This window comes from Brevundimonas sp. TSRC1-1, from assembly GCF_049898245.1.
GTDB classification, from domain to species: domain Bacteria; phylum Pseudomonadota; class Alphaproteobacteria; order Caulobacterales; family Caulobacteraceae; genus Brevundimonas; species Brevundimonas mediterranea_A.
Window position 1 is genome coordinate 451403 of record NZ_JAFCXI010000001.1, and the last position, 24944, is coordinate 476346.

The following is a 24944-nucleotide window of genomic DNA, read 5'->3' on the forward strand; positions in this document are numbered from 1 at the left end:
GGGGCCAAAGGTGAAGGTCGCGTGGGGCACGTCGGGCGGCTGAGGCTTAGTTCCGGTTCGGGCGGCGGTCGGTGCGCTGGCCGGCTTCGCGGCTTTCGCGGCGCCAGCGGATCGACAGGCTGGTGTCGCCCTGACCGCCGAACTGCGAACTGATGGCCAGGTTGCGGCGCGGCTGCCATTCGACCTTGACCGCCGCCCCGCCTTCGCCGCCGCCGATGACCTCCAGATAGACGTTGTCGGTGATGTAGCGACCGCCGGCGACCGTCACGGCCGAGGCCTGGCCGCCGAAGGACAGACGGTCAAGCCCGGCCAGTTCGCGCAGGTTCCCGATCACGTCGAAGCCGCCGCCGCCCGCCAGGGCCGCGACCCCGGCGGCCAGTTGCGCCGCCTCGAACGGCGACAGTTGCGAGGCCGAACGGCCGAACAGCACCTGCGACAGGATTTCGTCCTGGGGCAGGGCGGGGGTGGACGTCAGGGCGATCTTCGGCTGGTCGGCTGTGCCGGTCACGGCGATGGAGGCGGTCAGGGCCGTATCCTCGCGCGTCGCCGACAGGTTCAGGCGGATCTGCTTCGGATCGGTCGACAGGGTCACGCGGCCGGTGTCGTTGAAGATGAACCGCTTGCCCGCGAACTCGTAATCGCCGCGCACCACATTGGCCGTGCCGGTCAGTTGCGGCTGGGCGATGGTGCCGCGCACCCGGGCGTTGACGTCGAGCACGACGTTCAGGCCGCGGCCGCTGACCCGCACCTTGCCGCCGGTCGAGCGCAGGGCGATGTCCATGCCGATCTGCGGCCCGCGTTGACGGGCCTCGGTCTCGACCGGATCGCCGCCGGGACGATTGATCTCGACCACGTCCATCGAGACGATGCCGGTGGCGCCGGGCACTTCCGGCTCGATCCGGGCCTCGTCGATATTCATCTGGCCCGACAGCTGGATGTTGCCGTCCTGACCGCGAACAATGGTGATCGGACCTGAAGCGCGGGCCTCGCCGATATCGTTGTCGATGACCCGGAACCGCGTGAGGTTCAACTGCGCCGTCGAGCCCGAGCCTTCGCGCAGCCCGATCCGGCCCTGGCCGGCGACTGTGCCGCCGGCGGTGTCATTGGCGGTGAAGGTCTCGATCAGGGCCGTGGTGTCGTCGAAGCTTGTCCTCAGAGTCAGGTCGCCCAGGACCAGGCCGACCGCCTTCTCGCGATAGGAGCCCTGGGTCAGGTCGAACCGTCCGTTCAGGCGTGGCGCGGCCAGGGTACCGCCTAGGGTCGCCTGGCCCGCCACCTGGCCCGCCAGACTGCGGTCGCCGCCCAGAAACAGGTCCCAGATCGGCTGGATCTGGCCGTTGATCGAAACATTGCCGGACATGGGCCGCTGGCGGGCGATGGCCAGACGCAGCGGGGCGGCCGAGGCCTCGACCGGCAGGACGACATCGGCCGCCGCCTGGACAGCGCCCTCGTCGGACGCCGTCGCCTTGATCGTCAGGCTGTTGTTGATCAGGGTCGCGTCCAGCCGGCCGTCGACCGAAAGCCCGCTGGGGGCGTCGATGCTGCGGACATCCGCCAGGGTGACGTTGGCCGCCCCGGACAGGTCGTCGCCCGCGCCGCGCAGGGCGACCCGCCCGGTGGCGCGGCCGCGGAGATTGGGCGACAGGGTCTGCAGGTCCACGCTGGTCAGGTCAGCCTGGATGATCGCCGTGCGCGCGTCCTGACGCAGATCGGCCAGCAGCACGCCGCTGCCGACACCCAGGTCCAGGTGGGCTGTCCGGCTCTGGCCGTTCAGGGTGATCATGGCGGCGCTGCGGGTGGTGAAGGCCACCTCGCGCACCCGGCCGCCGCCGCGCAGGGTCAGGGTCTGGGCGGCCCCGCGCCGCGAATAGACGCCTGTGCCGTTGAACTGGGCGGGGACGCCGCCGCTGACGTCCAGCGCCAGGGTGAAGGGCAGGTTGTCCAGCGTGCCGCGGCCGTCCAGGTCGATGGTGCGGATGTTCCAGCTCTGGCCGGCCAGGCGGATGTTGCGGCCGTTGACGTCCAGGATGGCGCTTTCGGATCCGCCGCCTTCGGTCAGACGGATGCGGCCGTTGGCCTCGCCCGACGCCAGGAAGGCGCCGGTGCGGGCGGTGAAGGTCAGGTCCGCGCTGGAGGGGACGTTGTTGGACAGGGCGATCGCCCCCTGGGCGGTCACCCCGCCGGCGTTGACGTCCAGATCGCTCAGCCGGATCCGCCGCCCGCCCAGGAAGAAGTTCCCGGACGCCCGGGCCGGGCCGTAGTTCGAACCGCTGGTCACAGTGATCCGGCCGTCCGACGCATCCGCGCCCTTGCGGAAACTCAGGATCAGGTCGGCCTGGGTCAGGGTCAGGGCGCCGGCCGTGACCGTATCGAATCCGGCGGTCAGATCGACGCGCGGCTGGGACAATGTGCCGGTCAGGGCGCCGCGCCCGTTCATGTCGCCGCCGATCTCGACCGGCCCCACGGCGAAGGGGCCGCGCGCGTTCCAGTCCAGCGCCAGCCGCAGGCGGCCGTCGGTCTCGATCAGGCCCTTGGCCCCGGCGCGGCCCGCCGCTCCGGTCAGTTCGCCGCGATCCACCTCGATCCGGTTCCCATTCAGCTTGCCGGTCAGTTGCAGGCGCGGCGTGCGGCCCAGCAACCGGTTCAGCTCGTCCATTCCGACCGTCAGATTGCGGCCCCGGCCGTCGAAGGTCAGCACCCAGGGCGCGCCGGTCTTGGCCGACGAGGCGCGGACCGGACCGCCAAAGGCGCCCTTGGCCTCGGGCAGGACCCGCGAGGCGTCGGTCAGTTGCGCATCGCCGCGGAAGCCCATGCCGCTCAGCAGATTGCGCGAGCCCGAGCCCTTCAGCGTCAGCCCCTGGCCTTGAAGATCAAGTTTTTCCAGCAACAGGGCGCCGTCCTTCATCCGGGCGGCCTCCATCTGCACGCGCGGCGTCGCGCCCAGCAGGCCGCCGATCAGCCCCTCGGATGAACCTCCGACGGCGCGGATGTCCCCGTCCAGATCGATCCGGCCGTCCTTGACCTGGACGTTCAGCGGACCGGCCAGGCGGGTGGCGCGATAGCTGGCCAGATTGGCGTTCAGCAGGCTGGCCTGACCCTCCAGGGTCCAGGTCTCGGCGTCGCCCTTGAACAGTCCGGAATAGGCGGCCGGCCCGCCGACGTCGGACCCGACCAGACGGCTCAGCGAGACGGTCTGGAGATCCAGCCTGATTCCATCAGGCGAACTGCGATCCGACATGCGGATCAGACCGCGGGCCTCGGACGCGACATTGTCCGACATCAGTTTCCAGCCCACGCCCTGGAACGCCTTGTCCTTGGCCGGCACCATGGCGAAGCCGAACCGGGCGGTGCGGCCCACGCGCTGAACAAAGGGTTCGAACAGGTCCGATCCGCTGAAGTCGAAGAAGCCCGAGACGCGCGATCCGTTTTCGCCGAACCGGCCATCGACGGTCAGGGGCGTGAACTGGCCGGTCTGGACCTTGGCGTGGACCATGTCGGCGTTCACCAAGGCCACGGCCGAGAAGGGCAGGTCGGGCGAATAGCCCAGGGATCCGGCCAGCGGCCCGCCCTGGGCTTCATTGGCGCGCAGATTGACGCGGGTCTCTTCCAGCTTGCCGCCGAAGGTCGCCGCCAGCCGCAGATAGTCGCCGTGACGGTTCAGGCTGTCGGCGTTGACGGTCGCGGTCTTGGCCCCGCGTCGCGGCAGGGCGATGTCGCCCGTCAGGTTCCAGCGGCCGTATTCCTTGGAGAAGCCTTCCAGCAGTTCGACCCTGGCGGAGAAGCGGTCGATATCGACGTCGATCGGTTGGGGGCCGCCGGGTTCGCCGCTGGGAGCGTCCAGAACCGGCCGACGAACCAGCTGGATCACCTCGGCGCTGATGTCGGTGGCGTGGAACCGACGGGTGATCAACGGCCAGTAGGACCAGTCGACCCGGACATTGCGGGCGTCCAGCCAGACGCCGTCCCGGTCCGTCACCGTGACCCGGTCCAGGGTGAAGTCGTCGAACAGGTCGCCCTTCAGCCCATAGACGTTGATCCGGCCATAGCGGCTGATCTTCTGGCCCTGGACGAAGCCGGTCACCAGGTCACGCCCGCCGTCCGAGACGATGTACATCCGCCCGCCGATCAGGGCGATGACCAGCAGCACCAGCAGGCCGCCGACCACGCCGCCGACGACCAGGGCCAACAGCTGCAGCAGGCTGCGCTTCTTGCGAACTTCGGCCGCGGATTCTTCCGGCGGTGCGGCGTCCGGCGTGTTTTCGGGCGGGGCTTCGGTCAAAACGCCTGCCCGATGCTGATGTAGATCTGGAAGGCGGAATCGCCCTCGCGCTTGTCCAGCGGCACGGCGATGTCGGCGCGGATGGGACCGAACGGCAGCTTGTAGCGGACGCCCAGACCCGCGCCGTACCGCATGTTGGTCAGGTTCGGCGTCTCCTGGAAGCCGACGGCGCCCGCATCGACGAAGGCCACGGCCTGGAAGCTCTGACCGATGTCACGGCGCACCTCCAGCGAGGTCTCGAACAGCGACAGGCCGCCGCGCGGGGTCAGGTCGGGCAGTTTGGGATTGACGCTCTGATAGGAGTAACCGCGCACCGATCCGCCGCCGCCCGAGTAGAACAGACGGTCCGACGGCACGCTCAGCTCGCCGCCGCCGATGATCGAACCGATGCGGAGACGGCCGGCCAGAACCGTGCGCGCCCCGTCCTGGAGCGGCAGATAGGCCGTGGCCTGGGTTTCGCCGCGCAGGAACAGGATCGTGTCCTGGCCGGTCACGGCGGTCGGCTGGACCGAGGCGGTCACGCGCCAGCCCTGGATCGGATTCAGCGGGTCGTTGGAGTTGTCGATATAGGCGCTGGTCCGCCCGGTGATGATGGCCAGATCGCGATCGAAGCTGACCGCACGGGGCGGGATGGAGGTGTAGTCGTACCGGATCTCGTTGTACCGGCCGGCGTCCAGCCCGACCCCATAGTTGAAGTAGGAGGTCTTGCCGATCCGCTGCTGCAGTTCGGCGGCCAGCACCAGGGCGGTGCGGTCGTAGGCGTCGGTGTCTTCCTTGACCACGCCGGCGCTCAGCTTCAGCGTCCGACCCGGCTTGCGCCAGTGGGGCAGGGACAGGTCGGCGCCGATCCGGCTGTCGATATCGGCCAGCCGTGTTTCCAGCCGAAGGGTGTCGGCGCGGCCGAACCGGTTGTAGCGGGTCCAGATCAGATCGACCCCCGCGCCCTCGGCCGTGGACCAGGTGGCCCCGGCCTCCAGCACGCGGCGCGGCCGGTCCTGCAGATTGACGATGATGGGGCGATGCCCGTCGGCGTTGGTCTGGTCGACGGGCGCCAGGGCGACGCCGACCCCGTCATAGACCCCCGTGTCCAGCAGCCGGCGTTCCAGTTCGGCCACCTGGTCAGGATCATAGCGATCGCCCTCGGTCCAGGGGGCCAGGCCCGCGACCCAGGCCGGGTTGGTGCGACCGGTCCGGGGCATGACCACGCCGTCCAGCAGGACGAGTCGGCCCGAGTCGATGCGGTATTCCGGGGCGACCGTGAAGGCGGCGTGATCAACCACGACGCGGCGCGGATCGGCCTTGGCGTCGGCGTAGCCGTCGCGGACCAGGGTGGCGACGGCCCGGCCCTCGCCGGAGATGACGTCCACGGCCCGGCCAGGGGCTCCCGCCTTCAGGCCTATGGCCTTCAGGGCGTCGGCGGCGCTTTCGGCGTCGGGCGCTGGATCGGTCCAGGTGATCGTGGGCTGGGTCAGCAGGAACCGGCGGCCAGGCTGGACGTCCACGATGGCCGACGGCCGATCCTCGCCCTCGACCACGTCTTCCAGCACGGGCTGGTAATAGGCTTCGGAACGCAGCAGGGCCTCGGCTGCCGACAGGGCACCCTGGGCGCGGCGGCGGGCTTCGAAACGGCTTTCCGGGGCCCCATCCACCTCGCCGACCGCACGTTCCAGCATGCGGCGCAGTTCGGCGTCCATGTCGCCGCGGATCTGGGCGCGAGGATCGGCTGAGGCGGCCTGGGCGGAAAGGCTGCAGGTCGCCAGGGCAGCGAGAAACAGGGTGGGCCGGAACGTCAAACTCTAGCTTTCGTCAAGGGCGCGGACTCCAAGTCGGCGTCTCGGTACGCCCTTGCATCCTGATGTGGCGGCGAAGCGGCGCGCCTCAGTAGAACAGGGTTTCGCTTTCCGGCTGAACCGACTGTTCGGACGTCCGCTCTTCCGGCGGAAGGGGGGCTGGCGCGGGCGCCGGCGCCGGATCGGTCACTTCAGGCGCGACGACAGGCTCGGCCGAATCCTCGGCGGCGGGAGCCTGTTCTTCGACCGGAGGGGCGTCGGCATAGTCGTCCTGCGACCTCGATTGGTAGTCGTCGCAGCCCGCAAGCACCAGCGCGCCCAGCGCCGTCGCGGTCAGAACGAAGATCGAGCGTCTCATCAGAAATAGTTCCCCGGATATCGTCCGTTGCAACGCCCTCGGCGCCGCCTCGTTCCCATAGCGCGGAAAACTTCAGGGGTCATCCCGCCTCTTGCTCCAGGCCGCCTCGCCCAGGGCGGTCAGGGGCGGGACGGTCGGCGTTGGCGGTTCGGCGCCGTCGAAGCGGGGCGCAGGGGCGGGCAGGCCGTTCCGGAAGGTCGCCCGGTCGCGATTGTGCGGATGATCCGGCGCCTCCGCCAGGCCGAGGACGGGCGTCACGCAGGCCTCGGTCCCGGCGAAATGCGTCGCCCAGTCGTCCCGGTCCCTCGCCGCGAACAGGGCGGCGAACCGGTCGTGCAGGGCGGCCCAGCCGGTCCTGTCATGCTGAGGCGCTTCGGACGGATCGATCCCAAGGCCCGCCAGCAGCGCGGCGTAGAAGCGCGGCTCCAGCGCCGCGACCGCGATGAAGCCGCCGTCCCGACAGGCGTAGCAGCGATAGAAGGGCGCGCCTCCGTCCAGCAGATTGGCTCCGCGGCGCTCGCTCCATAGCCCCTGGCCGCGCAGGGCCTGGAACAGGCCGCCCAACAGGGCCGCGCCGTCGGTCATGGCGGCGTCCACGATCCGGCCCCGTCCGGTGGTCCTGGCCTCCAGCAAGGCCGCCAGCACCCCTGTCGCCAGCATCATGGCCCCGCCGCCGTAATCGCCGACCAGGTTCAGCGGCGGGGGCGGCGGGCGGTCCGCCTCGCCCATGGCGTGCAGCACCCCCGACAGGCCGATATAGTTCAGGTCGTGCCCCACGGCGTCGGCCAGCGGCCCAGTCTGGCCCCAGCCTGTCACCCGACCGAAGACCAGGGCCGGGTTGCGGGCGTGCAGAACCTCGGGACCATAGCCCAGCCGTTCCATGACCCCCGGACGGAAGCCTTCGATCACGGCGTCCGCGCCGTCGACCAGGCGCAGGATCCGCTCGCGGTCGCTGTCGGACTTCAGGTCCACGGGTACGGCGGTCCGTCCGCGATGCAGCAGGGCCCCGCCCACCTCGGCGAAAACGGGGACGCCCGCCGAGGCCGCGCGGGTCAGACGCAGCACCTCGGCCCCCATGTCGGCCAGCATCAGGCCGGCGAAAGTCACCGGCCCCAGGCCGTCGAACTCCAGGATGCGCAGTCCGTTCAGCGGTTTCATACGCATTGAGTAGCAGACCCGGTCTTGACCGGAAGAGCGGATTGCAACAGAAGGCGCCCTTCGACGGTTCGGGCCAGTCCTGAACGTCGCACGGTGCGTCCTTAGCTCAGTTGGTTAGAGCATCTGACTTTTAATCAGAGGGTCCTCGGTTCGAGCCCGAGAGGACGTACCATTTTCTCTTTCGCGGTGTCGGGTTCTGGCGGAACCTGGCCTGACCGGTCCCCTGGCGTCCGACGCCAGGCCCGGGCGCCGGAGTCGGCGATTGCGCCCCGGACCTCCGCAAGCTCCGCCGCCAGCGTCCCCGCAGTCCTGTGGCGCCGGTCATCAGCAGCCACCCGTGATAGCCACCCTGGGTGATGCGCTCGAATCCCCCGACCCAGTCCCACCCAAGGAAATGGGTCAGGGCCGCGCCTGCGCCGCCCAACGCCATAGCACCGAGGGCGGCCCAGGTCAGGCGACGATAGGCGAACGGAGCGGCCGCGGAGCCCGCCGCCGTCAGCATGGCCACGGCGAAGGCGACGGCGGCCAAGGCGACAAGGCCGTTGTGACCCGCCTGGGCGGTCGACATCGGCACGCCCGGCGGATCCATTGGAAACCACACCGCGATCGCGGCCGACGCAGCGCCAGCGACCAGCAGGGCGGCCCCCGGGACGCGCCCGGGGCTCCGGCTGTCCCGCCACAGGGCCAATCCCAGAGCCATGATCAACAGACCCGTCACCGCCCAGGCGCCGTTGATCGCCGCGCCGTCCGCCGCTCCCGACATGCCGAGGGCGCTGACTGGATCAGCCAGGTGGGAGTAGCCGGGTTGGTGCGCGCCGCCGAGCACGACCGAAAGCAGAAAAAGCACCGGCGCAAGAAGGCCGGCCACATAGAGGGCCCGGATCACGCTGGCCCCCTTTGGCGCCGCAGACGGCCCGTCATCCTGAGGCCGTCGCGCAGGTTGAGGCCGATCAGCGTGACGTTGACCAGGCCCGCCGCCAGTTCCAGCGCCTGAATCGCGTAAAAGGTCGCGTCAAACGCAGCACTCCGGGCCCTGAACGCCAGGAATAGGGCGGCGGGCAGCAGGATCAGCAGGCCATTGGCGGCGACCACCTGCATGCGTCGGGACTTTACGCCGATCAGGCCGGTCCGCCGGCCGTCAGCCAGGATGAATCCCGAGCCTCCCGTGGCCATGAGGGCCGGGATCAGCACCAGAAAGCCCCAGGGTATGGCTGTCTTAACGGCTGCAACCACCTCCGGGGGAGCAAATATCTCGCTGAGGGCCGTCGAAACCCAGAAGATCGCGATCATCAGAATCGCGATCAGGCCGGCGATCACGTGAACGACTCTGAGCATGATCCCTCTCCGCTCTTCGGAGGAGGCGGCGGTGGGTAGGCGCTGCTCACCCCTTGCTGATCAATAAGGTGCGGCCGGGCGAACGGGCGTTGATCTGGCTCAATCGGACAGGTGAAAACGACGCCGTCCCTCTGATTCTGCTTCAAAGCGACGCCTGGGGAAGGACTGGCCATGGCTTCCCGTCGCCCGCCTGCCGTGGTTCAAGACGCCATGCGCGCCCTATCTCTGGTCACCACCGCCTCCCTGCTGCTGTCCGGCTGCGGCGGCGCCGTGAGCGATTTTGGGGCCGGGGTCGGGGCCGCGGCGACGGCGCCGCTGGAGGATTTCAACCTGCGCCGGGAATACATCCCGACGGTGCTGTTGCAGGCCGAGGCCAATCCCTATGACCTGCGTAATCTGAACCAGTGCTCGACCATCGGGGCCGAGGTGGCGCGGCTGGACGAGGCCCTGGGGCCGGATACGGACGAGCCGCCGCGCCAGGACGGCTCGTATCGCAGCGAACAGGCGGCCGATGCGGCGGCCAAGGCGGCCCTGGACGCCATTCGCGGGACGACGACCGATTTCATTCCCGGACGAAGCTGGATCCGCCGGCTCAGCGGCGCCGATCAGCATAGCCGCCATGTCCAGTCGGCCATCCAGGCGGGGCGGATGCGGCGGGCGTTTCTGAAGGGGATTGGCATGCAGAGGAACTGCGCCCCGCCGGCGGCGCCGAGCTGGTTCCGGCCGAAGCGGTAGGGGCGGCTTGGCCGTTCGACCCACGACCGACAGGATCTAACGTCTGCCGGCAGGCCGGCGCTTGTCGGTGCGATCGCCTCTGATCTGTACCGCGCCGTCCTTGGCGAAGGCCTCGAAGGAGGATTTGTCGATGTTGCGGAACTCGCCGGTCCGGTCCCAGTCCCAGTCGAACGAGATCCGCTCGCCCTTGTGCGCGAACTTGCCGGACCAGTGGGCGAAGAATGAGTATTTGTCGCCGCCGATGATGATGACGTGGCGGTGCAGGGCCGTCTCGTTCCCCGCGTCGCGGGACGGCTCTTCCAGATAGGTGTTGTAGGCGTGGAAGCCTGACTTCTCGACGCGCATCAAATGGTTCCGGGGGTCAGTTCGACACATGCCGCGCATGGAAGTCGCGGCGGAACTGTTCGAATCGGCCTTCCGAAATCGCGGCGCGCATGGCGGCGGTCAGGGCCTGGTAGAAGGCGATATTGTGCCAGCTGAGCAGGACCTTGCCGAGGATTTCGTCGGCGCGGATCAGGTGGTGCAGATAGGCCTTGGAATACTGCGACGACGGCCCGTCGATGGCGGGATCGAGCGGATCCTGGTCCTCGGCGAAGCGGGCGTTCTTCAGGTTCAGCGGGCCGTCCCAGGTCCAGGCCTGGCCGTGGCGGCCGGCGCGGGTCGGCAGGACGCAGTCGAACATGTCCACGCCGCGATACACCGCCTCGACCAGGTCGATCGGCTTGCCCACCCCCATCAGATAGCGGGGACGGTCGGCGGGCAGCATCTCGGGAGCGTAGTCCAGCACCTCGCACATGGCCTGGTGGCCTTCGCCCACGGCCAGACCGCCGATCGCGTAGCCGTCGAAGCCGATCTCACGCAGCTGGTCCGACGACTGGCGACGAAGGTCCTCGAAGGTCGAGCCCTGCTGGATGCCGAACAGGGCCTGGTTTTCCCGCTCGCCGAACCGGGCCTTGGAGCGGGCGCCCCAGCGGATCGACAGTTCCATGGCCTTGCGGGCCGCGTCCTTCTCGGCCGGATACGCCACGCACTGGTCCAGTTGCATCGAGATGTCGGCGCCGATCCGGTCGGCCTGGATCTCGATCGAGCGTTCTGGCGTCAGGACGTGTTTGGAACCGTCGATGTGGGAGGAGAAGGTCACGGCCTCTTCCTTCACCTTTGAAATCCCGGCCAGGGACATGACCTGGAAGCCGCCGCTGTCGGTCAGGATCGGCTTGTCCCAGCCCATGAATTTGTGGAGCCCGCCCAGCCGCTCCATCCGCTCGGGGCCGGGGCGCAGCATCAGATGATAGGTGTTGCCCAGGATGATGTCGGCGCCGGTCGCCTTGACCTGGTCCACCGTCATCGCCTTGACCGTCGCCGCCGTGCCGACAGGCATGAAGGCGGGGGTGCGGATGTCGCCGCGCGCGGTCTTCAGCACGCCGGTGCGGGCGCGGCCCTCTTTGGCGGAAATCTCGAAGGGGAAGGGCATCAGGCGATCAGTCGTTCAAGCTGTTCGACCCGCGCCAGATCCTTGGGGCGGCCGAACAGGCGGTAGAGGGCGATATGGTCCCGGATGTCGGGCACGAACAGCGGGACGTCGTCGATGAAGACCGGACGGCGCGACGTAAAGGCCACCGGCCGCCATTCGGCGCCGTCGCGGGTCTCCAGATCGGCCATGACCTCGACCAGGATCGGCTGATCCGGGGCGCGGCCGAAGACGGCCGAGCGGAACAGGCCCTCGCCCGGGTCGGGCACGATCTGTCCGTCCAGGGCCGCCAGCAGGGCGCGGGCGTCGCGCGGAGCGCACAGGACGTCGATGTCGGGCACATGCAGGTCGGTCAGACCGTAAAGCGCCATGGCCGCCCCGCCGAAGATCCACCAGGGCTGGTCCAGGTCGCGCGCGGCCTCGCCGACGGCGATCAGGCCGTCCTGGAGGTCTTGCGGGAGATCGAGTTCGAAATCGTCGGGCGTCACGGGCGATCTTTCGTCAGGGGACGGCATTTAAGGGTTCAGGCGGCGGAAGGCTACAGGGCGAGCGGAGGCGCCGACGCGCTTTCGCTGCGAAGTTGGAGGCCCATCGCGAGTGGAGGGCAGGACGGAGCGCCGGGCCTCGCCCGGGATGGATTAGTTTTTACCGTTTCGACGAAGACAGACGCTCCGCGCGCAGGGTGTTTCTGCCGGCCGGGGATATTGAAGCGGCAGTTGTGATGCCTCTTCCCCAAGGCCTGCGTCAGGTCGGCGATCCCTGCGAAGGACCGTCCCGAGTGCGACCGGGTTCCTAACCCCGAGTCCTCCGCCGACGTTTCTGCGCGGGATGAGCCCACCGATGCACCGTCATGCGGCGCGAGGGGATCCCACCCCCGCCCCTGATCCCTACGCTCCCGCCGCCGCAAGGTCGCAGGCCTTACGAGCCCTCCTAACGACGAGACCGGGGGTATTATGCGGGGGTTTTGGGGGGTGATTAGAAGAGGGGGGTGAGATTTTGTTAGGGCGTTGGAATCGTTGAAGGCGAGGCAGCGTCATTGTGCGCGCTGGCTCACCTCCCTGCGCGGGAAGGCGCGCGGGGAGGACCGGTCGCGTAGCGACCAGGCGGGGGCGACTCCGGCGGTGGTGATGACCGACCCGACTTCAGACACCGAGTCGCCCCCTCCTGGCGCTCGCTGACGCGATCGCCGGTCCTCCCCGTTCGCCTGCGCGAACGGGGAGGTGAGGTCATCGGCTTTCGCCCGCCCGGAACAGCAAGGACCCGTCCCCGTAGGAGTAAAACCGATACCCGTCGGCGACGGCATGGGCGTAGGCGGTCTTCATCGCAGCCTGGCCGGCGAAGGCGCTGACCAGCATGAAGAGGGTGGATTTGGGCAGGTGGAAATTGGTCATCAGCACGTCCACGGCGCGGAAGCGGTAGCCGGGGGTGATGAAGATGGCGGTGTCGCCGTGGAAGGGGCGGATCTCGCCGGCCTCGGTCGTGGCGGATTCCAGCAGGCGCAGCGAGGTGGTGCCGACGCAGACGATGCGGCCGCCGGCGGCATGGACGGCGTTCAGGGCGGCGGCGGTCTCGGGCGAGACCTCGCCCCATTCGCTGTGCATCTTATGATCGGCCAGGTCATCGGCCTTGACCGGCAGGAAGGTGCCTGCGCCGACATGCAGGGTGACGGCGTGGGTGGAGACGCCCCGGGCCCGGATGGCCTCGAGCAGGGCGGGGGTGAAGTGCAGGCCCGCCGTGGGGGCGGCGACCGAGCCGTCGTGTTCGGCGAAGACGGTCTGATAGTCCGACCGGTCGCGGTCGTCCTCGGGCCGTTTGGCGGCGATATAGGGGGGCAGGGGCATGACCCCGACGTCGCGGATCGCGTCGTCCAGCGCCGGGCCGGACAGGTCGAACTTCAGGGTGATCAGGCCGTCGTCGCCCTTGTCGGCCACGGTGGCGTCGAGGCGGCCCAGGTCGCAGGCGGCGTCGGCTTCCTGTCCGAAGCGGATTCTATCGCCCGGCTTGATGCGCTTGCCCGGCTTCATGAAGGCGGACCAGACGTCGGGGGCGTCGCGGTGGTGAAGGGTGGCCTCGACGGCGACCGTCAGGGTCTCTCCTTCGGGGCCGGGACGGGTGCGGACGCCCGACAGGCGGGCGGGGATGACGCGGGTGTCGTTGAACACCAGGGCGTCGCCGGGCCTCAGGAAGTCGGGCAGGTCGCGGATGATGCGGTCGTCCAGGGCACCGTCCTTGACCACCAGCAGCCGGGCGGAATCGCGCGGATCGGCGGGGCGCAGGGCGATGCGGTCCTCGGGCAGGTCGAAGTCGAAATCGGCGGTCTTCATCGGCGGGGCAAAGGCCATGCCGGGCGCGGGGGGTCAAGTGCGGCGGCCGGTGAACCTCCGCGCGCCTGCGGGGTTGAGGTAGCATGAAAACCCTCGCACTCCTCCCGTCCGTCCTCATCGGCGCCGTCGCAAGCGCCCGGTCCATGACGCCCATGGCGGCCATTGCGGGGGCGCGGCTGGCGCACCGGGAGACGCCGGGGCGGCTGGTGCTGCTGGATCATCCGCTGTTCAAGTTCGGCGGTCTGGCCATGGGCGTGGGCGAGCTGTTCGGCGACAAGATGAAGTCGGCGCCGGACCGGACGGTGTTCCTGGGCCTGCTGGCGCGGGTGATGAGCGCGGGGATCGCCGGGTCGGCTTTGGCGCCGCGGGGGCGTGAGAAGCTGGGGGCGGCGCTTGCGGTTGGGACGGCCGTGCCGTTGGCTTATCTGGGGCTGGCCGGACGCAAGAAGGCGATGGTGCGGATCGGGCAGACGAAGAGCGGCCTGATCGAGGATGCGATCATCGTGGCGGCCGGGGCGGCGGTGGTGAGTTGGGCGGTGGGAGCGTTCGACCGAGGGCGGTGAGCGGGTATGATAGGGGCCAAATAATCAGGAGCCCTCCCCATGATCACCCGCATCCAGCCCGGCGCCCGCATGAGCGAGGCTGTGGTTCACGGCGACACCGTCTATCTGGCCGGGCAGGTCGGAGAGCCGGGCGATGACGTGATCGCCCAGACGAAGACGGCGCTGGCCGAGGTGGACGCCCTGCTGGCCCAGGCGGGCAGCGACAAGTCGAAGATCCTGATGGCCCAGATCTGGCTGGCCGATATCGCCGATTTCGACGCGATGAACAGCGTCTGGGACGCCTGGGTCGATACGGCTAATCCGCCGGCGCGGGCGACGGGCGAGAGCCGGCTGGCCTCGCCGGACTACAAGGTCGAGGTGATCGTCATCGCCGCCAGGGGCTGACGGGGCGGGGGATAAGGCGGTTGACCCGGCGGGTTGCAGACTGCAAACCGCCGCCATGCTTCAGAACCTCGAAATCCTCGCCCGTGAGGCCAAGTCCTGGCCGTTCGAACAAGCCCGCAATCTGCTGGCCCATGTTCTGAAAAAGCGGCTGGGCGAGAGCGAGCGGGCTGAGGCGCGGGCGCTGATCGACGCCGGCAAGGCCGACGAGGCCCTGGCCAAGTTCGAGGCCCTGCGCCGGCCGGTGGTGCTGGAGACGGGTTATGGCCCCTCGGGTCTGCCGCACATGGGCACCTTCGGCGAGGTGGCGCGGACCACCATGGTGCGCAACGCCTTCCGGGCCCTGACCGGCGACCACTGGCGCACGCGACTGATCGCCTTCAGCGACGACATGGACGGGTTGAGGAAGGTGCCGGAAGGCGTGCCGAACCCGGAGATGCTGCGCGAGGATCTGAATCTGTCGCTGACCCGGGTGCGCGATCCGTTCGGCACGCACGACAGTTTCGGGGCGCACAATAATGCGCGGCTGCGGGCGTTTCTGGACTCGTTCGGCTTCGACTACGAGTTCATGAGCTCGACCGAGACCTACAAGTCCGGCGCATTCGATGCGACGCTGTTGACCCTGCTGGAGCGGTTCGACGCGGTCATGGCCATCATGCTGCCGACCCTGGGCGAAGAGCGGCGGGCGACCTATTCGCCCTTCCTGCCGGTCAGCCCGATCACCGGCCATGTGCTGCAGGTGCCGACGCTGGAGCGGAATGTCGAGAAGGGCACCATCGTCTTCGACGATCCGGCGGGCGGGCGCACCGAACTGCCGGTCACGGGCGGTCATGTGAAGCTGCAATGGAAGCCGGACTGGGCCATGCGCTGGGTCGCGCTGGACGTCGATTACGAGATGTCGGGCAAGGACCTGATCGAGAGCGTGCGCGAGAGCGGCAAGATCTGTCGCGCCCTGGGCGGCACGCCGCCGGAAGGGTTCAACTATGAACTGTTCCTGGATATCGAAGGCAAGAAGATCTCCAAGTCCAAGGGCAACGGCCTGACGATGGACGAATGGCTGCGCTACGGCACGCCGGAGAGCCTGAGCTGGTACATGTTCCAGTCGCCGAAGTCGGCCAAGAGCCTGCACTTCAACGTCATTCCGCGCGCCATCGACGACTATCTGGCCTTCATCGAAAGCTACAAGACCCAGGAGCCGGCCAAGCGGATCGACAACGCCGTCTGGTCGATCCATGCGGGGAACCCGCCGACCCATACCTCGCCGGTGTCGTTCGCCCTGCTGCTGAACCTGGTGGGGGTGGCCAACGCCTCGACCAAGGACCAGCTGTGGGCCTATTTCGCCAAATATCTGCCCGACGCGACGCCGCAGAACGAGCCGCTGCTGGACCAGCTGATGGACCGGGCGCTGAACTATTACGAGGACTTCGTGAAGCCCTCGAAGGCGTATCGCCTGCCCGATGACAAGGAGAAGGCGGCGCTGCTGGATCTGGCGGAACGGCTGAAGGCGTTGCCGGCGGACACCACGGACGGCGAGCTGATCCAGAACGAGGTCTATGCGGTGGGCAAGGCGCATGCGTTCGAGCCGCTGAGGGCCTGGTTCGGGGCGCTGTACGAAGTGCTGCTGGGCGCCAGCCAGGGGCCGCGCTTCGGCTCGTTCGCGGCCATCTACGGCCTGCCGCAGACCATCGCCCTGATCGAGGCGGGGGCGAACGGGCGTCTGGCGGACTAACCAGATCGGCCTTGGCGCGAGCCGCTCTCGGGGGGGGGGGCGGCGTCGATGAAGATGAACGGAAAATAACGGCGAAGCTCCGGGAGCCTTCAGGTTCGGCCGGGCATTGTCTCCTCATCGGCAAGCCCGATGACAGGAGATAGAGTTATGTCGAGCAAGTTTCTGAAGACGGGTCTGGCCACGGCTGCGGCGCTGGCCGCCCTGGTGACCGCCGCCCCCATGGCCGCCCAGGCCCAGGCCAATGGCGTGACCAACTGCGACGCCCCCGGCGGCCGTCAACGCGTTGGCGCCCTGATCGGCGCGGTCGTCGGCGGCGTGGTCGGCTCGAACCTGGCGCGCAATGAGCGCACGGCCGGGACCGTGGTCGGCGCCGGCGCCGGCGCGGCGGCCGGCTCCTATATCGGCTGCAACCAGCAGCGCACCCGCGCCGCGGCCCAGGCCAACGCCAACACCTATCGCGCCGGCACGAACCTGCGCATCCGCAGCGGCCCCGGCACCGGCTTCCGCCAGGCGGGCAGCCTGTCGGCCGGCCAACAGTTCACGGCCGTCGCCTCGCAAGGCGACTGGATCCAGATCGCCGGCGGCGGTTGGGTCAATGCGAATTACGTGACCCGCTAAGGGTCGCTTGCGGAAAGACTGTTTTCGGCGGCGGGCTGCTTACGCCCCGTCCGGTTCCGCCGCCGGGACAGTCGAAGGCTCACGGTTCGCCGTTCGAGCCTGGCCCCGTCCGGTTCGCCGGGCGGGGCTTTCTATTGGCTGACCCACAGGATGCGGGCCATCCATTCGATCTCGCGCCGGGGCACGATCCGGGGCGGATAGTCGGGGTTGATCGAGGACAGGGTGGCGGCGCGGGCGGTCAGGCCGGTCAGCTCCTTGGCCACCACCTCGCCCGAGGTCAGGCGCGCCACGACCCGGTCGCCGCGCCGCACGGCGGGGTCGCCGCGGTCGACGATGACACGGTCGCCCTCGCGATACAGGGGCGCCATCGAATCCCCGCTGATCCGCAGGCTGAAGGTGGTGGCGTTGACCCGGGGCAGTTCGGTCTGATCCCAGCCGTCGCCGACCGGCAGGCCGGCGTCGTCGAAGAAACCGTCCAGGCCGGCGCGGGCCAGGCCCAGCAGGGGCACGGTCGTGGACGTCGGCGGCGCATCGTCGGCCAGGGCGGCGAACTCGGCCAGGGAGACGCCGGTCGCCTGAAGGATCAGGGTCATGCTCTCGGTCGAAGGCCAGCGGGGACGGGGCGGATCGCCGGCGCCGAACCGTTTGGACGGATTGAAACTGGTCGCATCCAGCCCCGCCCGCCGCGCCAGCCCCGACGGCGACAACCCCTCGCGCCGCGCCAGGGCGTCCACGGCCTTCCAGAGTTTCGCGTGCGACAGGGGCATGGGGTTCCCGCGACTGAGTCGGGGAAGTTTAGGGGATGGGATTAGGAATTTCTACCTAGACGCAAACTCGGCCTCAGCCTTGCGCTCCTGCCAGGCCCAGAAGGTGCCGACGCCGATGCAGATGATGATGAGATAGCCGATCAAGTTCATCACTGTGTAGAGCGACGCTATGGGGATCGTCTTCGTCGTCAGGATCATGATGTGAGCCATGACAGTAATCAGCTGTAGGCCGGCTACCCATACGGGCCAGGATTGATGCGCCCGCCAGGCTAAAGCGGCGAATACCACTAGGGACATCGCATCAATGAGAAACATCCCAATAGGCAATCCGCGAAAGCCGTTGTTCTCCTGAACGAGCAGTGAGGCGAACCAAGCGGCAAGAAGATAACCGGCACCGACTCGTTCTCGCGGTCCGCCCTTGATGAAGGCGAAAAGGACCATGCCGACCATGAAGATCGCGCCGACGACCGCATAACCCATGTTCACCATGCAAATCGCCCCCGCACTGAGTGCACGGGGGCGATAATGAACCATTGCTGGTTAAACGATAATGTCAGTCCGCTAAGCTTACCAAAAATTCACCCGACCGAGCGAAGGTGGCCGGTCTGCTTGACAGGCTTGGGATCAAGCCAGTCGTCGGGCTTGCCAACCGGACCGATGGCGTAGGTGCCGTAACCCATACGACGGTGATCCTTCTGGAGTTCCGCGTGGCAGGCGACGATGGACTCGCGGGCGGCGGCGAGGGCGGCGATGGTTTCCATGGCCTTGGCCTGCGACGCGGTGGCGGCGACGGGCGAAAGGGACAGGGCGGCGCGGGCGCCGATGAAGGATTGAACCAGCGTCGTCGCCTGGGTGATGGCGGCGTCGATCGCGTGTTCGGTCGCGTGGAGATCGCCGGCGACGCTGGCGATGACTTCGGTCCGTTCCATAGAAAGCCCCTAAAACAAGGTTTACAAGAGATGTAAGCTTAACATGGATTAACCTTGCTTGGTAGAGTCTTGTTAACCGTGATGGTCGTGCGCGTGTTCAGCGCCGATTGTTCGACGAACGGGGTGTCATTTCTGTTTTCGTCCGCCCGAAGCCGCTGAAAGGCTTAGGGATTGTCCAGCAGGAAATGGGCGGTCAGGGAGGCGATGGGCTGGCTGCGGGCTTCCTGCCAGGCCTCGGCCTGGACATGGGCGACGCGGCGGCCGGCGCGGCTGATGCTGGCGCGGGCGAAGACGTCGACCGGGCGGCCGGTGCGAAGATAGGCTACGGTGACATTGATCGGGCGGGGCAGGCGCGGGCTGGGGAAGGCCAGGGCGACCTGGGCCATGGCCGTCATTTCCAGCAGGGCCGCTGTCGAACCACCGTGCAGGGCCGGCAGCATGGGATTGCCGATCAGCCGGTCGGCGAAGGGCAGGATGACGGTGATCTCGTCGCCGCTGACCAAGGTCTGAAGGTTCAGGAAACGGGCGTAGGGGATGCGTTCGAGAAGGTCGCTCATGCCGTGGCCTCACGGTTGGCGGCCGTCTTCTCCCGGGCGGGGCGCGCGCGGTTCAGCACATAGGCGGACTGGGCCGCCGCGACCGGGTCGGATGGGTCTTCTTCGAAGGCCCAGGCCCGGACGAAGGCGATGGTCGGCGTCAGCCGGTAGCATTTCCCCTGGGCCAGCAGGTCCACGCGCGGATGGGCGGCGCGCATATAGTCCACCCGCAGATCCAGGGTGGCGATGGGCTGAAACTCGGCCATGGCCGTCCAGACCGCCAGGCCGCCGATGTGGTCCAGCAGGGTGGTGACGAGGCCGCCGGCCAGGACGCCGGTGTCGGGATCGCCGACCAGATCGGGCCGCCAGGGCACGCGAATACGGGGATCGCCCTCGTGCAGGCCGTCGAAGACGAAGCCCAGCGCGCTGGTGTGGGCGGACCCCGTCGCCAGCTGGGGCAGGATGGTGTCGACGAAACTGTCTTGCATGCGAAAGGAACGCCCGTGAAGCCGATGATCGTCTCCTGTATGGAGGGGGGACCCGACGGCGTCGAGAGCGTTACGGTCCCATGATCCGCCCCGAAGACCTGCTGCACCCCACGCCCGCCGGCCTGTATTGCCCGCCGGGTGACTTCTACGTCGATCCGGTGCGGCCGGTGGATCGGGCGGTGATCACCCACGGCCATTCGGATCATGCGCGGGCCGGGCACGGCGTGGTGCTGGCGACACGCCAGACCCTGGCCATCATGGCCGAACGCTATGGCGCCGAGTTCGCGGGGCAGATGCGGGCTGTGGAGTATGGCGAGGCCGCCGCGGTCAACGGCGTGGACCTGCGGCTGGTCCCGGCCGGCCATGTGCTGGGCTCGGCCCAGGTCGAGGCGAGGTGGAAGGGCCTGACCATGGTGGTGTCGGGCGACTACAAGCGCCGGCGCGACCCGACCTGCCCGGCGTTCGAGCCCACGCCCTGTCATGTCTTCATCTCGGAGGCGACCTTCGGCCTGCCGGTGTTCCGCCATCCGCCGACCGAGGAGGAGATCGGACGGCTGATCCGGTCGCTGGGTCAGTTTCCGGAACGCGCCCATCTGGTCGGCGCCTACGCCCTGGGCAAGGCGCAGCGGATCATCATGAGCCTGCGCGAGGCGGGGTGGGAGCGGCCGATCTATGTCCACGGGGCGATGGAGCGGCTGAACGCCCTGTATGAACGCGAGGGGATCGACCTGGGGCCGGTCCTGCCGGCGCGGGGTCTGGGCAAGGGCGCCTTGGGCGGCGAGGTGGTGATCGCGCCGCCGTCGGCGATCCAGGATCGCTGGGCCCGCAGTTTCGCCGATCCGGTGACGGCCTTTGCGTCCGGCTGGATGGGGGTGCGGGCGCGGGCGCGCCAGAGGGGCGTGGAACTGCCGCTGGTGGTGTCGGATCACGCCGACTGGGGCGAACTGGTCGCCACCTTCGAAGAGCTGAAGCCCGACGAGATCTGGATCACCCACGGCCGCGAGGAGGGGCTGCTGCGATGGGCCGAGCTGAACGGCCAGAAGGCGCGGGCGTTGCGCCTCGTGGGCTACGACGAGGAGGATGAGGAGGCGCTGGAGGTCCGGCCAGACTGAGCCAGGGCCTGAAGCGCGTCAGGCGCGACGGGCGGCGCGGCGCTTTGGAGCCTGGGCGCTCTCACCATCGCCCTCGCCACTGTCATCGGCGGCGGCCTGGGTCGTCGAGAGGGCGGCGTTCATCGCCATGCGCAAGCGTTCGGGCTTGATCGGCTTCTCGACCACGGCGGCCATGCCGATGGACAGATAGTGTTTGGCGTCTTCCGGATCGGCGTTGGCGGTGAGGGCGACGATGGGAATGCGGCTGACCGGACCGTTCAGGGCGCGAATGGCCTGGGTGGCCTGGACGCCGTCCATGCGCGGCATCTTGATATCCATCAGGATCAGGTCGTAGCGGTTTTCCTGAACGGCCTGGAGCGCCTCGATCCCGTCTTCGGCCAGTTCCGAGCTGCAGCCGAACATTTCGCACAGGGCCTGAGCCACCACGCGGTTGGTCGCATTGTCATCGACGATCAGGATGTGCGGGGCGGACTGGAGGTTCAGCTCGGACAGGTCCGACACGTTCGACGGGGTCTCGACCTCGACCACGGCGCGGCGCGCAGTCAGGTCGAAGGCGAAGGTGGCACCGCGGCCCTGGTTGTTCTCGGCCCAGATGCGCCCGCCCATACGGTCGACCACCTGACGGCAGATCGACAGGCCCAGGCCGGCGCCGTCAGGCCCCGAGCCGTGCACAAAGGGTTCGAAGACGGAATCGACGCGGTCTGCGTCCAGGCCGGGGCCATCGTCGCGGACGCGGGCCTGCATGCGGATCTGGTCGCCCTCGACCCAGGCCTTGAGCCGGGCCTCGACCATGCCGTTGCGCGCGAATTTCAGGGCGTTGCCGATCAGGTTGTTGAACACCTGTTTCAGCCGCACGCCGTCGATGACGGCCGCCAGTTCGGTGTCGCCCTCGTAACCGACCATCAGGGTCACGCCGTCCTGGGACGCGCGCGGCTCCCACAGGGACTGGACGTCGTCCATGACGGCGCGGAGCGGGGTGGGGACGGGGTTCAGCTCAAGCTCGCCCGCCTCGGCCTTGGACAGGTCGACCGCGTCCTGAAGGATGCGCAGCAGGCTTTCGGAGGAATCGACGATGGTCTGGACGTGGGCCTGGGCCGCCTCGTTCAGAGGTTGGCGGCGCAGCAGTTCGGCCACGGCCAGCACGCCGTTCATCGGGGTGCGCAGCTCATGGCTCATGATGGCCAGGAACTGGCTCTTGGCGCGGGCGGCGGCGATGGCCTGGGCGCGGGTGTCGTTGAGGATGGCGGCCTGATCGGCCATCTGGGCGTCGTGTTCGCGCTGGCGGTCGGTGGCGACCTTGAGCAGGGTCGCCGCTGTGCCGACCCCATGATACCGGCCGTTCTTGGTGACGATGAAGCCGCGCAGCAGGGCGGCGGGACCGCCGCGCAACATGATGTCGGAGAAGGCGTCGATCCGGGTGTCGCCTTCGACGACCGCAGGTTCGGCGTCCATGGCGAAACTGATGGGGCGCGTGTCGTAAAGGGCGTGGCCGAAGCGGCCGGCGATTTTCTGAAGGAAGGCGGTGCGTTCGACCAGACCCACGGGGCGGTCATTCTCGACAACCGGGATGACCAGGGTGTCGGGCTCGCGCTCGAAACGCGCAAGCACCGCGCAGCCGAGCGTGGACGGGGCGATGGGCTCGGGCCGCTCTGAAAGGGTCTCAATGATCGGCATACTGCCTGGAACTCCTTACTCCCTGCCAACCTTGACCGGAAGCGCTTGCGGATTAGTTAAGCCGGATCAAAAAGTTTCGTGGATGAAATGCGGCGTCAGGTGCGGACCGGCGACCCGGATTTTGCGCCGTCCGCCCCTCTGGTGTAGAAGGCCGCCCCGACCCATATGGGTCCCCATCCCTTTGTGCATGCGCGCGGCCGACCGGCCGACCGCAGATTCGTCATGAGCGTCATCCTGGAAAAGTCTCCGACATCGGCCCTGGTCCTGTTCTCCGGCGGGCAGGACAGCGCGACCTGCCTGGCCTGGGCGCTGGAGCGGTTCGAGCGGGTGGAGACGGTCGGCTTCGACTATGGCCAGCGCCATCGGGTCGAGATGGAGGCGCGCCAGGCGGTGCGCGCCGGGATGAAGACGGCCCTGCCGCAATGGGCCGACCGGCTGGGCGACGACCATGTGGTGGACCTGACCGGCTATGGCCGGATCGCCGAGAGCGCCCTGACCGCCGACCGCAAGATCGAGATGGACGCGCGCGGCCTGCCCACCACCTTCGTGCCGGGGCGCAACCTGATCTTCCTGGTGGCGGCGGCGGCCCTGGCGGATCGGCGCGGGCTGGAGGTCCTGGTCGGCGGCATGTGCGAGACGGACTATTCGGGCTATCCCGACTGTCGCCACGAGACCATGGAGGCCATGGCGCGGGCCCTGTCGCTGGGGCTGGACAAGCCGGTGGTTATCGACACCCCGCTGATGTGGCTGACCAAGGGGCAGACCTGGGAACTGGCCGACCGGATCGGCGGCGAGGCTCTGGTCGAACTGATCATCGAGGACAGCCACACCTGTTATCTGGGCGACCGGACGCACCGTCACGCCTGGGGCTATGGCTGCGGCGAATGCCCGGCCTGTGAACTGCGCGCGGCGGGCTATGAAGACTGGGTCGCATCCCAAGGCGCCAAGGCGTGACCTATTCGGCCAAGGAAGTCTTTCTGACGGTGCAGGGCGAGGGCGGGCAGGCGGGCCGGCCGGCCATCTTCCTGCGCTTCGCCGGCTGCAATCTGTGGAGCGGGCGCGAGCAGGATCGGGCGAGCGCCGTCTGCAGCTTCTGCGACACGGACTTCGTCGGCGTGGACGGGGACGGCGGCGGCAAGTTCGCGAGCGCCGACCTGCTGGCCGATCATGTTGCGGCGATGTGGCGGGGACGGGCAGGGGATCCGAAACTGGTGGTCTGCACCGGCGGCGAGCCCCTGTTGCAGTTGGACCCGCCGCTGGTCGAGGCCCTGCACGCGCGCGGTTTCGAGATCGCCATCGAGAGCAACGGCACCCTGGCGGCGCCGGACGGGATCGACTGGATCTGCGTCAGTCCCAAGGCGGACGCGGGCCTGATCCAGATCAAGGGCCAGGAGCTGAAGCTGGTCTATCCGCAGCCCAAGGCCCTGCCTGAGCGGTTCGAACACCTGGCGTTCGAACGGTTCTGGCTCCAGCCCATGGACGGCCCCGACCAGGCGGCGAACACCGCCGCCGCCATCGAATACTGCCTGACCCATCCCCAGTGGCGCCTGAGCGTCCAGACCCACAAGTACATCGGCGTCCGCTAATGCCCGTCTTCGAAATCACCAAACAGGCCACCTTCGACGCGGCCCACCACTTCCCCAACGAACCCGAGGGCAGCATCTATCGCCGCGTCCACGGCCATTCCTTCACGGTCGAGGCGACGATCCGCTCCGAGACCCTGGACGCCGAGCACAACTGGGTCGCGGACCTGGGGGCGCTGGACCGGGCGCTGAAGGCTGCGGCGGAGCAGCTGGACCACGGCATGCTGAACGAGCACGAGGGGCTGGAACTGCCCAGCCTGGAGAACCTGTGCCTGTGGTTCGTGAAGGCGCTGAAGCCGGCCTGGCCGGGCCTGTGCCGGGTGCAGGTGGCGCGGCCGACGATCAACGAGCGGTGCGTGCTGAGTCTTTAGACGTTCAGCCACTCCGCCAGCGCCGCATTGACCGTCTCGGGCTGTTCCAGCGTCGAGGCGTGGCCGCAGTTGGGCACGACGACCAGTCGGGCGTCAGGGATGGCGGCGGCCATTTCTTCGGAACGATCCGGCGGGGTCAGGGCGTCCTTGTCGCCGACCAGGACCAGGGTCGGAACCTTGATGTCGGCCAGGCGCGGGCGCGAGTCGATGCGGCCGATGATGGCGATCTGCTGTCGCACGAAGCCGGCGGCGCCGAGGGCCAGGCCCATGCGGACCTGGAGCTCGATCAGGCGCTGGTCCATGCGATGATCGGGGTGCAGCAGGTTGGGCGCGATCTGGTGCAGCACGGCTTCCAGCTCGCCGGCCTCGACGCGGGCGATCAGGGCGCGGCGCTGAGTCGACTGTTCGGGCGTGTCGGGGCGGGCGGCGGTGTCGAGCAGGGCGAGTTTCACGACCCGCTCCGGCGCCTGGCGCAGAATCTCCAGCGCCACATAGCCGCCCATCGACAGGCCGCCGAGGGCGAAGCGGGGCGGGGCGTCGCGAAGGATGGCGGCGGCCATCCCGGCGATGGTGTCGCCCTCCAGCGTCGAGGCGATGGTGACCGGGCCGTGCGACCACAGGGCAGGAATCTGCGGCGCGAACAGTTCGGCCGTGCAGACGAGGCCGGGGATCAGGACGGTCGGGGTCATGCCCCGACATTAGCACGGCTTTCTCTCGCCCACTGAAGGGAAGGCGGCTTGCCTCAG

The 24944-nt window shown here is 68.6% G+C and carries 26 protein-coding genes and 1 tRNA gene; 10 read left to right on the plus strand and 17 right to left on the minus strand.

Annotated features, from left to right (window positions below):
- Positions 1-46: 46 nt before the first annotated feature.
- The 4 genes from ACP7CK_RS02305 to ACP7CK_RS02320 all read right to left on the minus strand — a co-directional run bounded on the left by ACP7CK_RS02305 (position 47) and on the right by ACP7CK_RS02320 (position 7591).
- The gene (locus tag ACP7CK_RS02305) at positions 47-4279 is read right to left on the minus strand and encodes a translocation/assembly module TamB domain-containing protein (RefSeq protein ID WP_426025002.1); all 4233 of its coding nucleotides are present in this window, start codon (positions 4277-4279) and stop codon (positions 47-49) included.
- A complete protein-coding gene (locus ACP7CK_RS02310) occupies positions 4276-6072 on the minus strand; it encodes an autotransporter assembly complex protein TamA (RefSeq protein ID WP_426025003.1) in 1797 nt (598 codons plus the stop codon). The genes ACP7CK_RS02305 and ACP7CK_RS02310 overlap by 4 nt, the downstream gene beginning before the upstream one ends.
- An 85-nt stretch (positions 6073-6157) precedes the next feature.
- Complete coding sequence (locus ACP7CK_RS02315; RefSeq protein ID WP_008258639.1) at positions 6158-6427, minus strand: hypothetical protein; 270 nt, start codon at positions 6425-6427, stop codon at positions 6158-6160.
- A gap of 72 nt (positions 6428-6499) precedes the next feature.
- On the minus strand, positions 6500-7591 hold the full coding sequence (locus ACP7CK_RS02320; protein WP_426025004.1) for a CaiB/BaiF CoA transferase family protein: 1092 nt from the start codon (positions 7589-7591) through the stop codon (positions 6500-6502).
- 89 nt (positions 7592-7680) lie between these two features.
- On the opposite strand from ACP7CK_RS02320, the gene ACP7CK_RS02325 reads away from it, so the two are divergent.
- Positions 7681-7757 (plus strand) — tRNA-Lys (locus tag ACP7CK_RS02325).
- Here ACP7CK_RS02325 and ACP7CK_RS02330 read toward each other — a convergent pair.
- Entirely contained in the window at positions 7716-8471 is a 756-nt protein-coding gene (locus ACP7CK_RS02330; protein ID WP_426025424.1) for a DUF998 domain-containing protein, read from the minus strand. The two genes, ACP7CK_RS02325 and ACP7CK_RS02330, sit on opposite strands and share 42 nt — an antisense overlap.
- Complete coding sequence (locus ACP7CK_RS02335; protein ID WP_426025005.1) at positions 8468-8920, minus strand: hypothetical protein; 453 nt, start codon at positions 8918-8920, stop codon at positions 8468-8470. The genes ACP7CK_RS02330 and ACP7CK_RS02335 overlap by 4 nt, the downstream gene beginning before the upstream one ends.
- A 171-nt stretch (positions 8921-9091) precedes the next feature.
- Between ACP7CK_RS02335 and ACP7CK_RS02340 the strand changes: the two genes are divergently transcribed.
- Complete coding sequence (locus ACP7CK_RS02340; protein ID WP_426025006.1) at positions 9092-9655, plus strand: hypothetical protein; 564 nt, start codon at positions 9092-9094, stop codon at positions 9653-9655.
- A gap of 36 nt (positions 9656-9691) precedes the next feature.
- Here ACP7CK_RS02340 and ACP7CK_RS02345 read toward each other — a convergent pair whose 3' ends face one another.
- From ACP7CK_RS02345 to queA, 4 genes are all read right to left on the minus strand, one after another.
- Entirely contained in the window at positions 9692-10000 is a 309-nt protein-coding gene (locus tag ACP7CK_RS02345; RefSeq protein ID WP_426025007.1) for a hypothetical protein, read from the minus strand.
- Between the two features lie 16 nt (positions 10001-10016).
- Positions 10017-11129 carry a tRNA guanosine(34) transglycosylase Tgt gene (tgt, locus tag ACP7CK_RS02350; RefSeq protein ID WP_156796405.1) on the minus strand — a complete coding sequence of 371 codons (1113 nt, stop codon included), beginning with the start codon at positions 11127-11129 and terminating at the stop codon, positions 10017-10019.
- The gene (locus tag ACP7CK_RS02355) at positions 11126-11611 is read right to left on the minus strand and encodes a hypothetical protein (protein ID WP_426025008.1); all 486 of its coding nucleotides are present in this window, start codon (positions 11609-11611) and stop codon (positions 11126-11128) included. The genes tgt and ACP7CK_RS02355 overlap by 4 nt, the downstream gene beginning before the upstream one ends.
- 738 nt (positions 11612-12349) lie before the next feature.
- Entirely contained in the window at positions 12350-13447 is a 1098-nt protein-coding gene (gene queA / locus ACP7CK_RS02360; RefSeq protein WP_426025425.1) for a tRNA preQ1(34) S-adenosylmethionine ribosyltransferase-isomerase QueA, read from the minus strand.
- Positions 13448-13530: 83 nt separating this feature from the next.
- Between queA and ACP7CK_RS02365 the strand changes: the two genes are divergently transcribed.
- From ACP7CK_RS02365 to ACP7CK_RS02380, 4 genes are all read left to right on the plus strand, one after another.
- Positions 13531-14010 (plus strand): hypothetical protein, encoded by a 480-nt coding sequence (locus ACP7CK_RS02365; RefSeq protein ID WP_426025009.1) that lies wholly within the window; start codon positions 13531-13533, stop codon positions 14008-14010.
- Positions 14011-14049: 39 nt separating this feature from the next.
- Positions 14050-14394, plus strand: a complete 345-nt coding sequence (locus tag ACP7CK_RS02370; RefSeq protein ID WP_267514057.1) for a RidA family protein — start codon at positions 14050-14052, stop codon at positions 14392-14394.
- Between the two features lie 55 nt (positions 14395-14449).
- Entirely contained in the window at positions 14450-16120 is a 1671-nt protein-coding gene (locus tag ACP7CK_RS02375; RefSeq protein WP_426025010.1) for a lysine--tRNA ligase, read from the plus strand.
- Between the two features lie 147 nt (positions 16121-16267).
- Positions 16268-16738 carry an SH3 domain-containing protein gene (locus ACP7CK_RS02380; protein WP_008260398.1) on the plus strand — a complete coding sequence of 157 codons (471 nt, stop codon included), beginning with the start codon at positions 16268-16270 and terminating at the stop codon, positions 16736-16738.
- A 131-nt stretch (positions 16739-16869) separates the two neighbouring features.
- On the opposite strand, the gene ACP7CK_RS02385 is transcribed toward ACP7CK_RS02380, so the two are convergent.
- From ACP7CK_RS02385 to ACP7CK_RS02405, 5 genes are all read right to left on the minus strand, one after another.
- Positions 16870-17505, minus strand: a complete 636-nt coding sequence (locus ACP7CK_RS02385) for a S24 family peptidase (protein ID WP_426025011.1) — start codon at positions 17503-17505, stop codon at positions 16870-16872.
- Between the two features lie 51 nt (positions 17506-17556).
- Positions 17557-17994, minus strand: coding sequence for a hypothetical protein (locus tag ACP7CK_RS02390; protein WP_008259595.1), 438 nt, complete (start codon positions 17992-17994; stop codon positions 17557-17559).
- 89 nt (positions 17995-18083) lie between these two features.
- Positions 18084-18434 (minus strand): hypothetical protein, encoded by a 351-nt coding sequence (locus tag ACP7CK_RS02395; protein WP_008263080.1) that lies wholly within the window; start codon positions 18432-18434, stop codon positions 18084-18086.
- Positions 18435-18598: 164 nt separating this feature from the next.
- Positions 18599-18991, minus strand: coding sequence for a PaaI family thioesterase (locus ACP7CK_RS02400; protein ID WP_008260356.1), 393 nt, complete (start codon positions 18989-18991; stop codon positions 18599-18601).
- Complete coding sequence (locus ACP7CK_RS02405) at positions 18988-19458, minus strand: PaaI family thioesterase (protein WP_372706061.1); 471 nt, start codon at positions 19456-19458, stop codon at positions 18988-18990. The genes ACP7CK_RS02400 and ACP7CK_RS02405 overlap by 4 nt, the downstream gene beginning before the upstream one ends.
- 80 nt (positions 19459-19538) lie before the next feature.
- Here ACP7CK_RS02405 and ACP7CK_RS02410 point away from each other — a divergent pair, with 80 nt between their 5' ends.
- On the plus strand, positions 19539-20570 hold the full coding sequence (locus tag ACP7CK_RS02410) for a ligase-associated DNA damage response exonuclease (RefSeq protein WP_426025012.1): 1032 nt from the start codon (positions 19539-19541) through the stop codon (positions 20568-20570).
- A gap of 18 nt (positions 20571-20588) precedes the next feature.
- Here the strand turns inward: ACP7CK_RS02410 and ACP7CK_RS02415 are convergent, their stop codons facing one another.
- Entirely contained in the window at positions 20589-22244 is a 1656-nt protein-coding gene (locus ACP7CK_RS02415; RefSeq protein ID WP_426025013.1) for a response regulator, read from the minus strand.
- A gap of 222 nt (positions 22245-22466) precedes the next feature.
- Between ACP7CK_RS02415 and queC the strand changes: the two genes are divergently transcribed.
- Genes queC through ACP7CK_RS02430 form a run of 3 tightly spaced genes read left to right on the plus strand, consistent with a single transcriptional unit; the run spans position 22467 to position 24198 of the window.
- Entirely contained in the window at positions 22467-23198 is a 732-nt protein-coding gene (queC, locus tag ACP7CK_RS02420; protein WP_426025014.1) for a 7-cyano-7-deazaguanine synthase QueC, read from the plus strand.
- Complete coding sequence (gene queE, locus ACP7CK_RS02425; protein WP_426025015.1) at positions 23195-23830, plus strand: 7-carboxy-7-deazaguanine synthase; 636 nt, start codon at positions 23195-23197, stop codon at positions 23828-23830. Before queC ends, queE begins: the two co-directional genes overlap by 4 nt.
- Positions 23830-24198 (plus strand): 6-pyruvoyl trahydropterin synthase family protein, encoded by a 369-nt coding sequence (locus ACP7CK_RS02430; protein WP_426025016.1) that lies wholly within the window; start codon positions 23830-23832, stop codon positions 24196-24198. Before queE ends, ACP7CK_RS02430 begins: the two co-directional genes overlap by 1 nt.
- Here ACP7CK_RS02430 and ACP7CK_RS02435 read toward each other — a convergent pair.
- Positions 24195-24887 (minus strand): alpha/beta fold hydrolase, encoded by a 693-nt coding sequence (locus ACP7CK_RS02435; RefSeq protein WP_035309251.1) that lies wholly within the window; start codon positions 24885-24887, stop codon positions 24195-24197. The genes ACP7CK_RS02430 and ACP7CK_RS02435 overlap by 4 nt on opposite strands.
- Positions 24888-24944: the final 57 nt, after the last annotated feature.

Excerpts from the sequence above, each read along its gene's own strand:
- ACP7CK_RS02315 (WP_008258639.1), bottom strand. The coding sequence starts at position 6,427 with ATGAGACGCTCGATCTTCGTTCTGACCGCGACGGCGCTGGGCGCGCTG.
- ACP7CK_RS02320 (WP_426025004.1), bottom strand. The coding sequence starts at position 7,591 with ATGCGTATGAAACCGCTGAACGGACTGCGCATCCTGGAGTTCGACGGC.
- ACP7CK_RS02335 (WP_426025005.1), bottom strand. The coding sequence starts at position 8,920 with ATGCTCAGAGTCGTTCACGTGATCGCCGGCCTGATCGCGATTCTGATG.
- ACP7CK_RS02340 (WP_426025006.1), top strand. The coding sequence starts at position 9,092 with ATGGCTTCCCGTCGCCCGCCTGCCGTGGTTCAAGACGCCATGCGCGCC.
- ACP7CK_RS02345 (WP_426025007.1), bottom strand. The coding sequence starts at position 10,000 with ATGCGCGTCGAGAAGTCAGGCTTCCACGCCTACAACACCTATCTGGAA.
- queA (WP_426025425.1), bottom strand. The coding sequence starts at position 13,447 with ATGAAGACCGCCGATTTCGACTTCGACCTGCCCGAGGACCGCATCGCC.
- ACP7CK_RS02365 (WP_426025009.1), top strand. The coding sequence starts at position 13,531 with ATGAAAACCCTCGCACTCCTCCCGTCCGTCCTCATCGGCGCCGTCGCA.
- ACP7CK_RS02370 (WP_267514057.1), top strand. The coding sequence starts at position 14,050 with ATGATCACCCGCATCCAGCCCGGCGCCCGCATGAGCGAGGCTGTGGTT.
- ACP7CK_RS02375 (WP_426025010.1), top strand. The coding sequence starts at position 14,450 with ATGCTTCAGAACCTCGAAATCCTCGCCCGTGAGGCCAAGTCCTGGCCG.
- ACP7CK_RS02380 (WP_008260398.1), top strand. The coding sequence starts at position 16,268 with ATGTCGAGCAAGTTTCTGAAGACGGGTCTGGCCACGGCTGCGGCGCTG.
- ACP7CK_RS02385 (WP_426025011.1), bottom strand. The coding sequence starts at position 17,505 with ATGCCCCTGTCGCACGCGAAACTCTGGAAGGCCGTGGACGCCCTGGCG.
- ACP7CK_RS02390 (WP_008259595.1), bottom strand. The coding sequence starts at position 17,994 with ATGGTGAACATGGGTTATGCGGTCGTCGGCGCGATCTTCATGGTCGGC.
- ACP7CK_RS02395 (WP_008263080.1), bottom strand. The coding sequence starts at position 18,434 with ATGGAACGGACCGAAGTCATCGCCAGCGTCGCCGGCGATCTCCACGCG.
- ACP7CK_RS02400 (WP_008260356.1), bottom strand. The coding sequence starts at position 18,991 with ATGAGCGACCTTCTCGAACGCATCCCCTACGCCCGTTTCCTGAACCTT.
- ACP7CK_RS02405 (WP_372706061.1), bottom strand. The coding sequence starts at position 19,458 with ATGCAAGACAGTTTCGTCGACACCATCCTGCCCCAGCTGGCGACGGGG.
- ACP7CK_RS02410 (WP_426025012.1), top strand. The coding sequence starts at position 19,539 with ATGATCCGCCCCGAAGACCTGCTGCACCCCACGCCCGCCGGCCTGTAT.
- ACP7CK_RS02415 (WP_426025013.1), bottom strand. The coding sequence starts at position 22,244 with ATGCCGATCATTGAGACCCTTTCAGAGCGGCCCGAGCCCATCGCCCCG.
- queC (WP_426025014.1), top strand. The coding sequence starts at position 22,467 with ATGAGCGTCATCCTGGAAAAGTCTCCGACATCGGCCCTGGTCCTGTTC.
- ACP7CK_RS02430 (WP_426025016.1), top strand. The coding sequence starts at position 23,830 with ATGCCCGTCTTCGAAATCACCAAACAGGCCACCTTCGACGCGGCCCAC.
- ACP7CK_RS02435 (WP_035309251.1), bottom strand. The coding sequence starts at position 24,887 with ATGACCCCGACCGTCCTGATCCCCGGCCTCGTCTGCACGGCCGAACTG.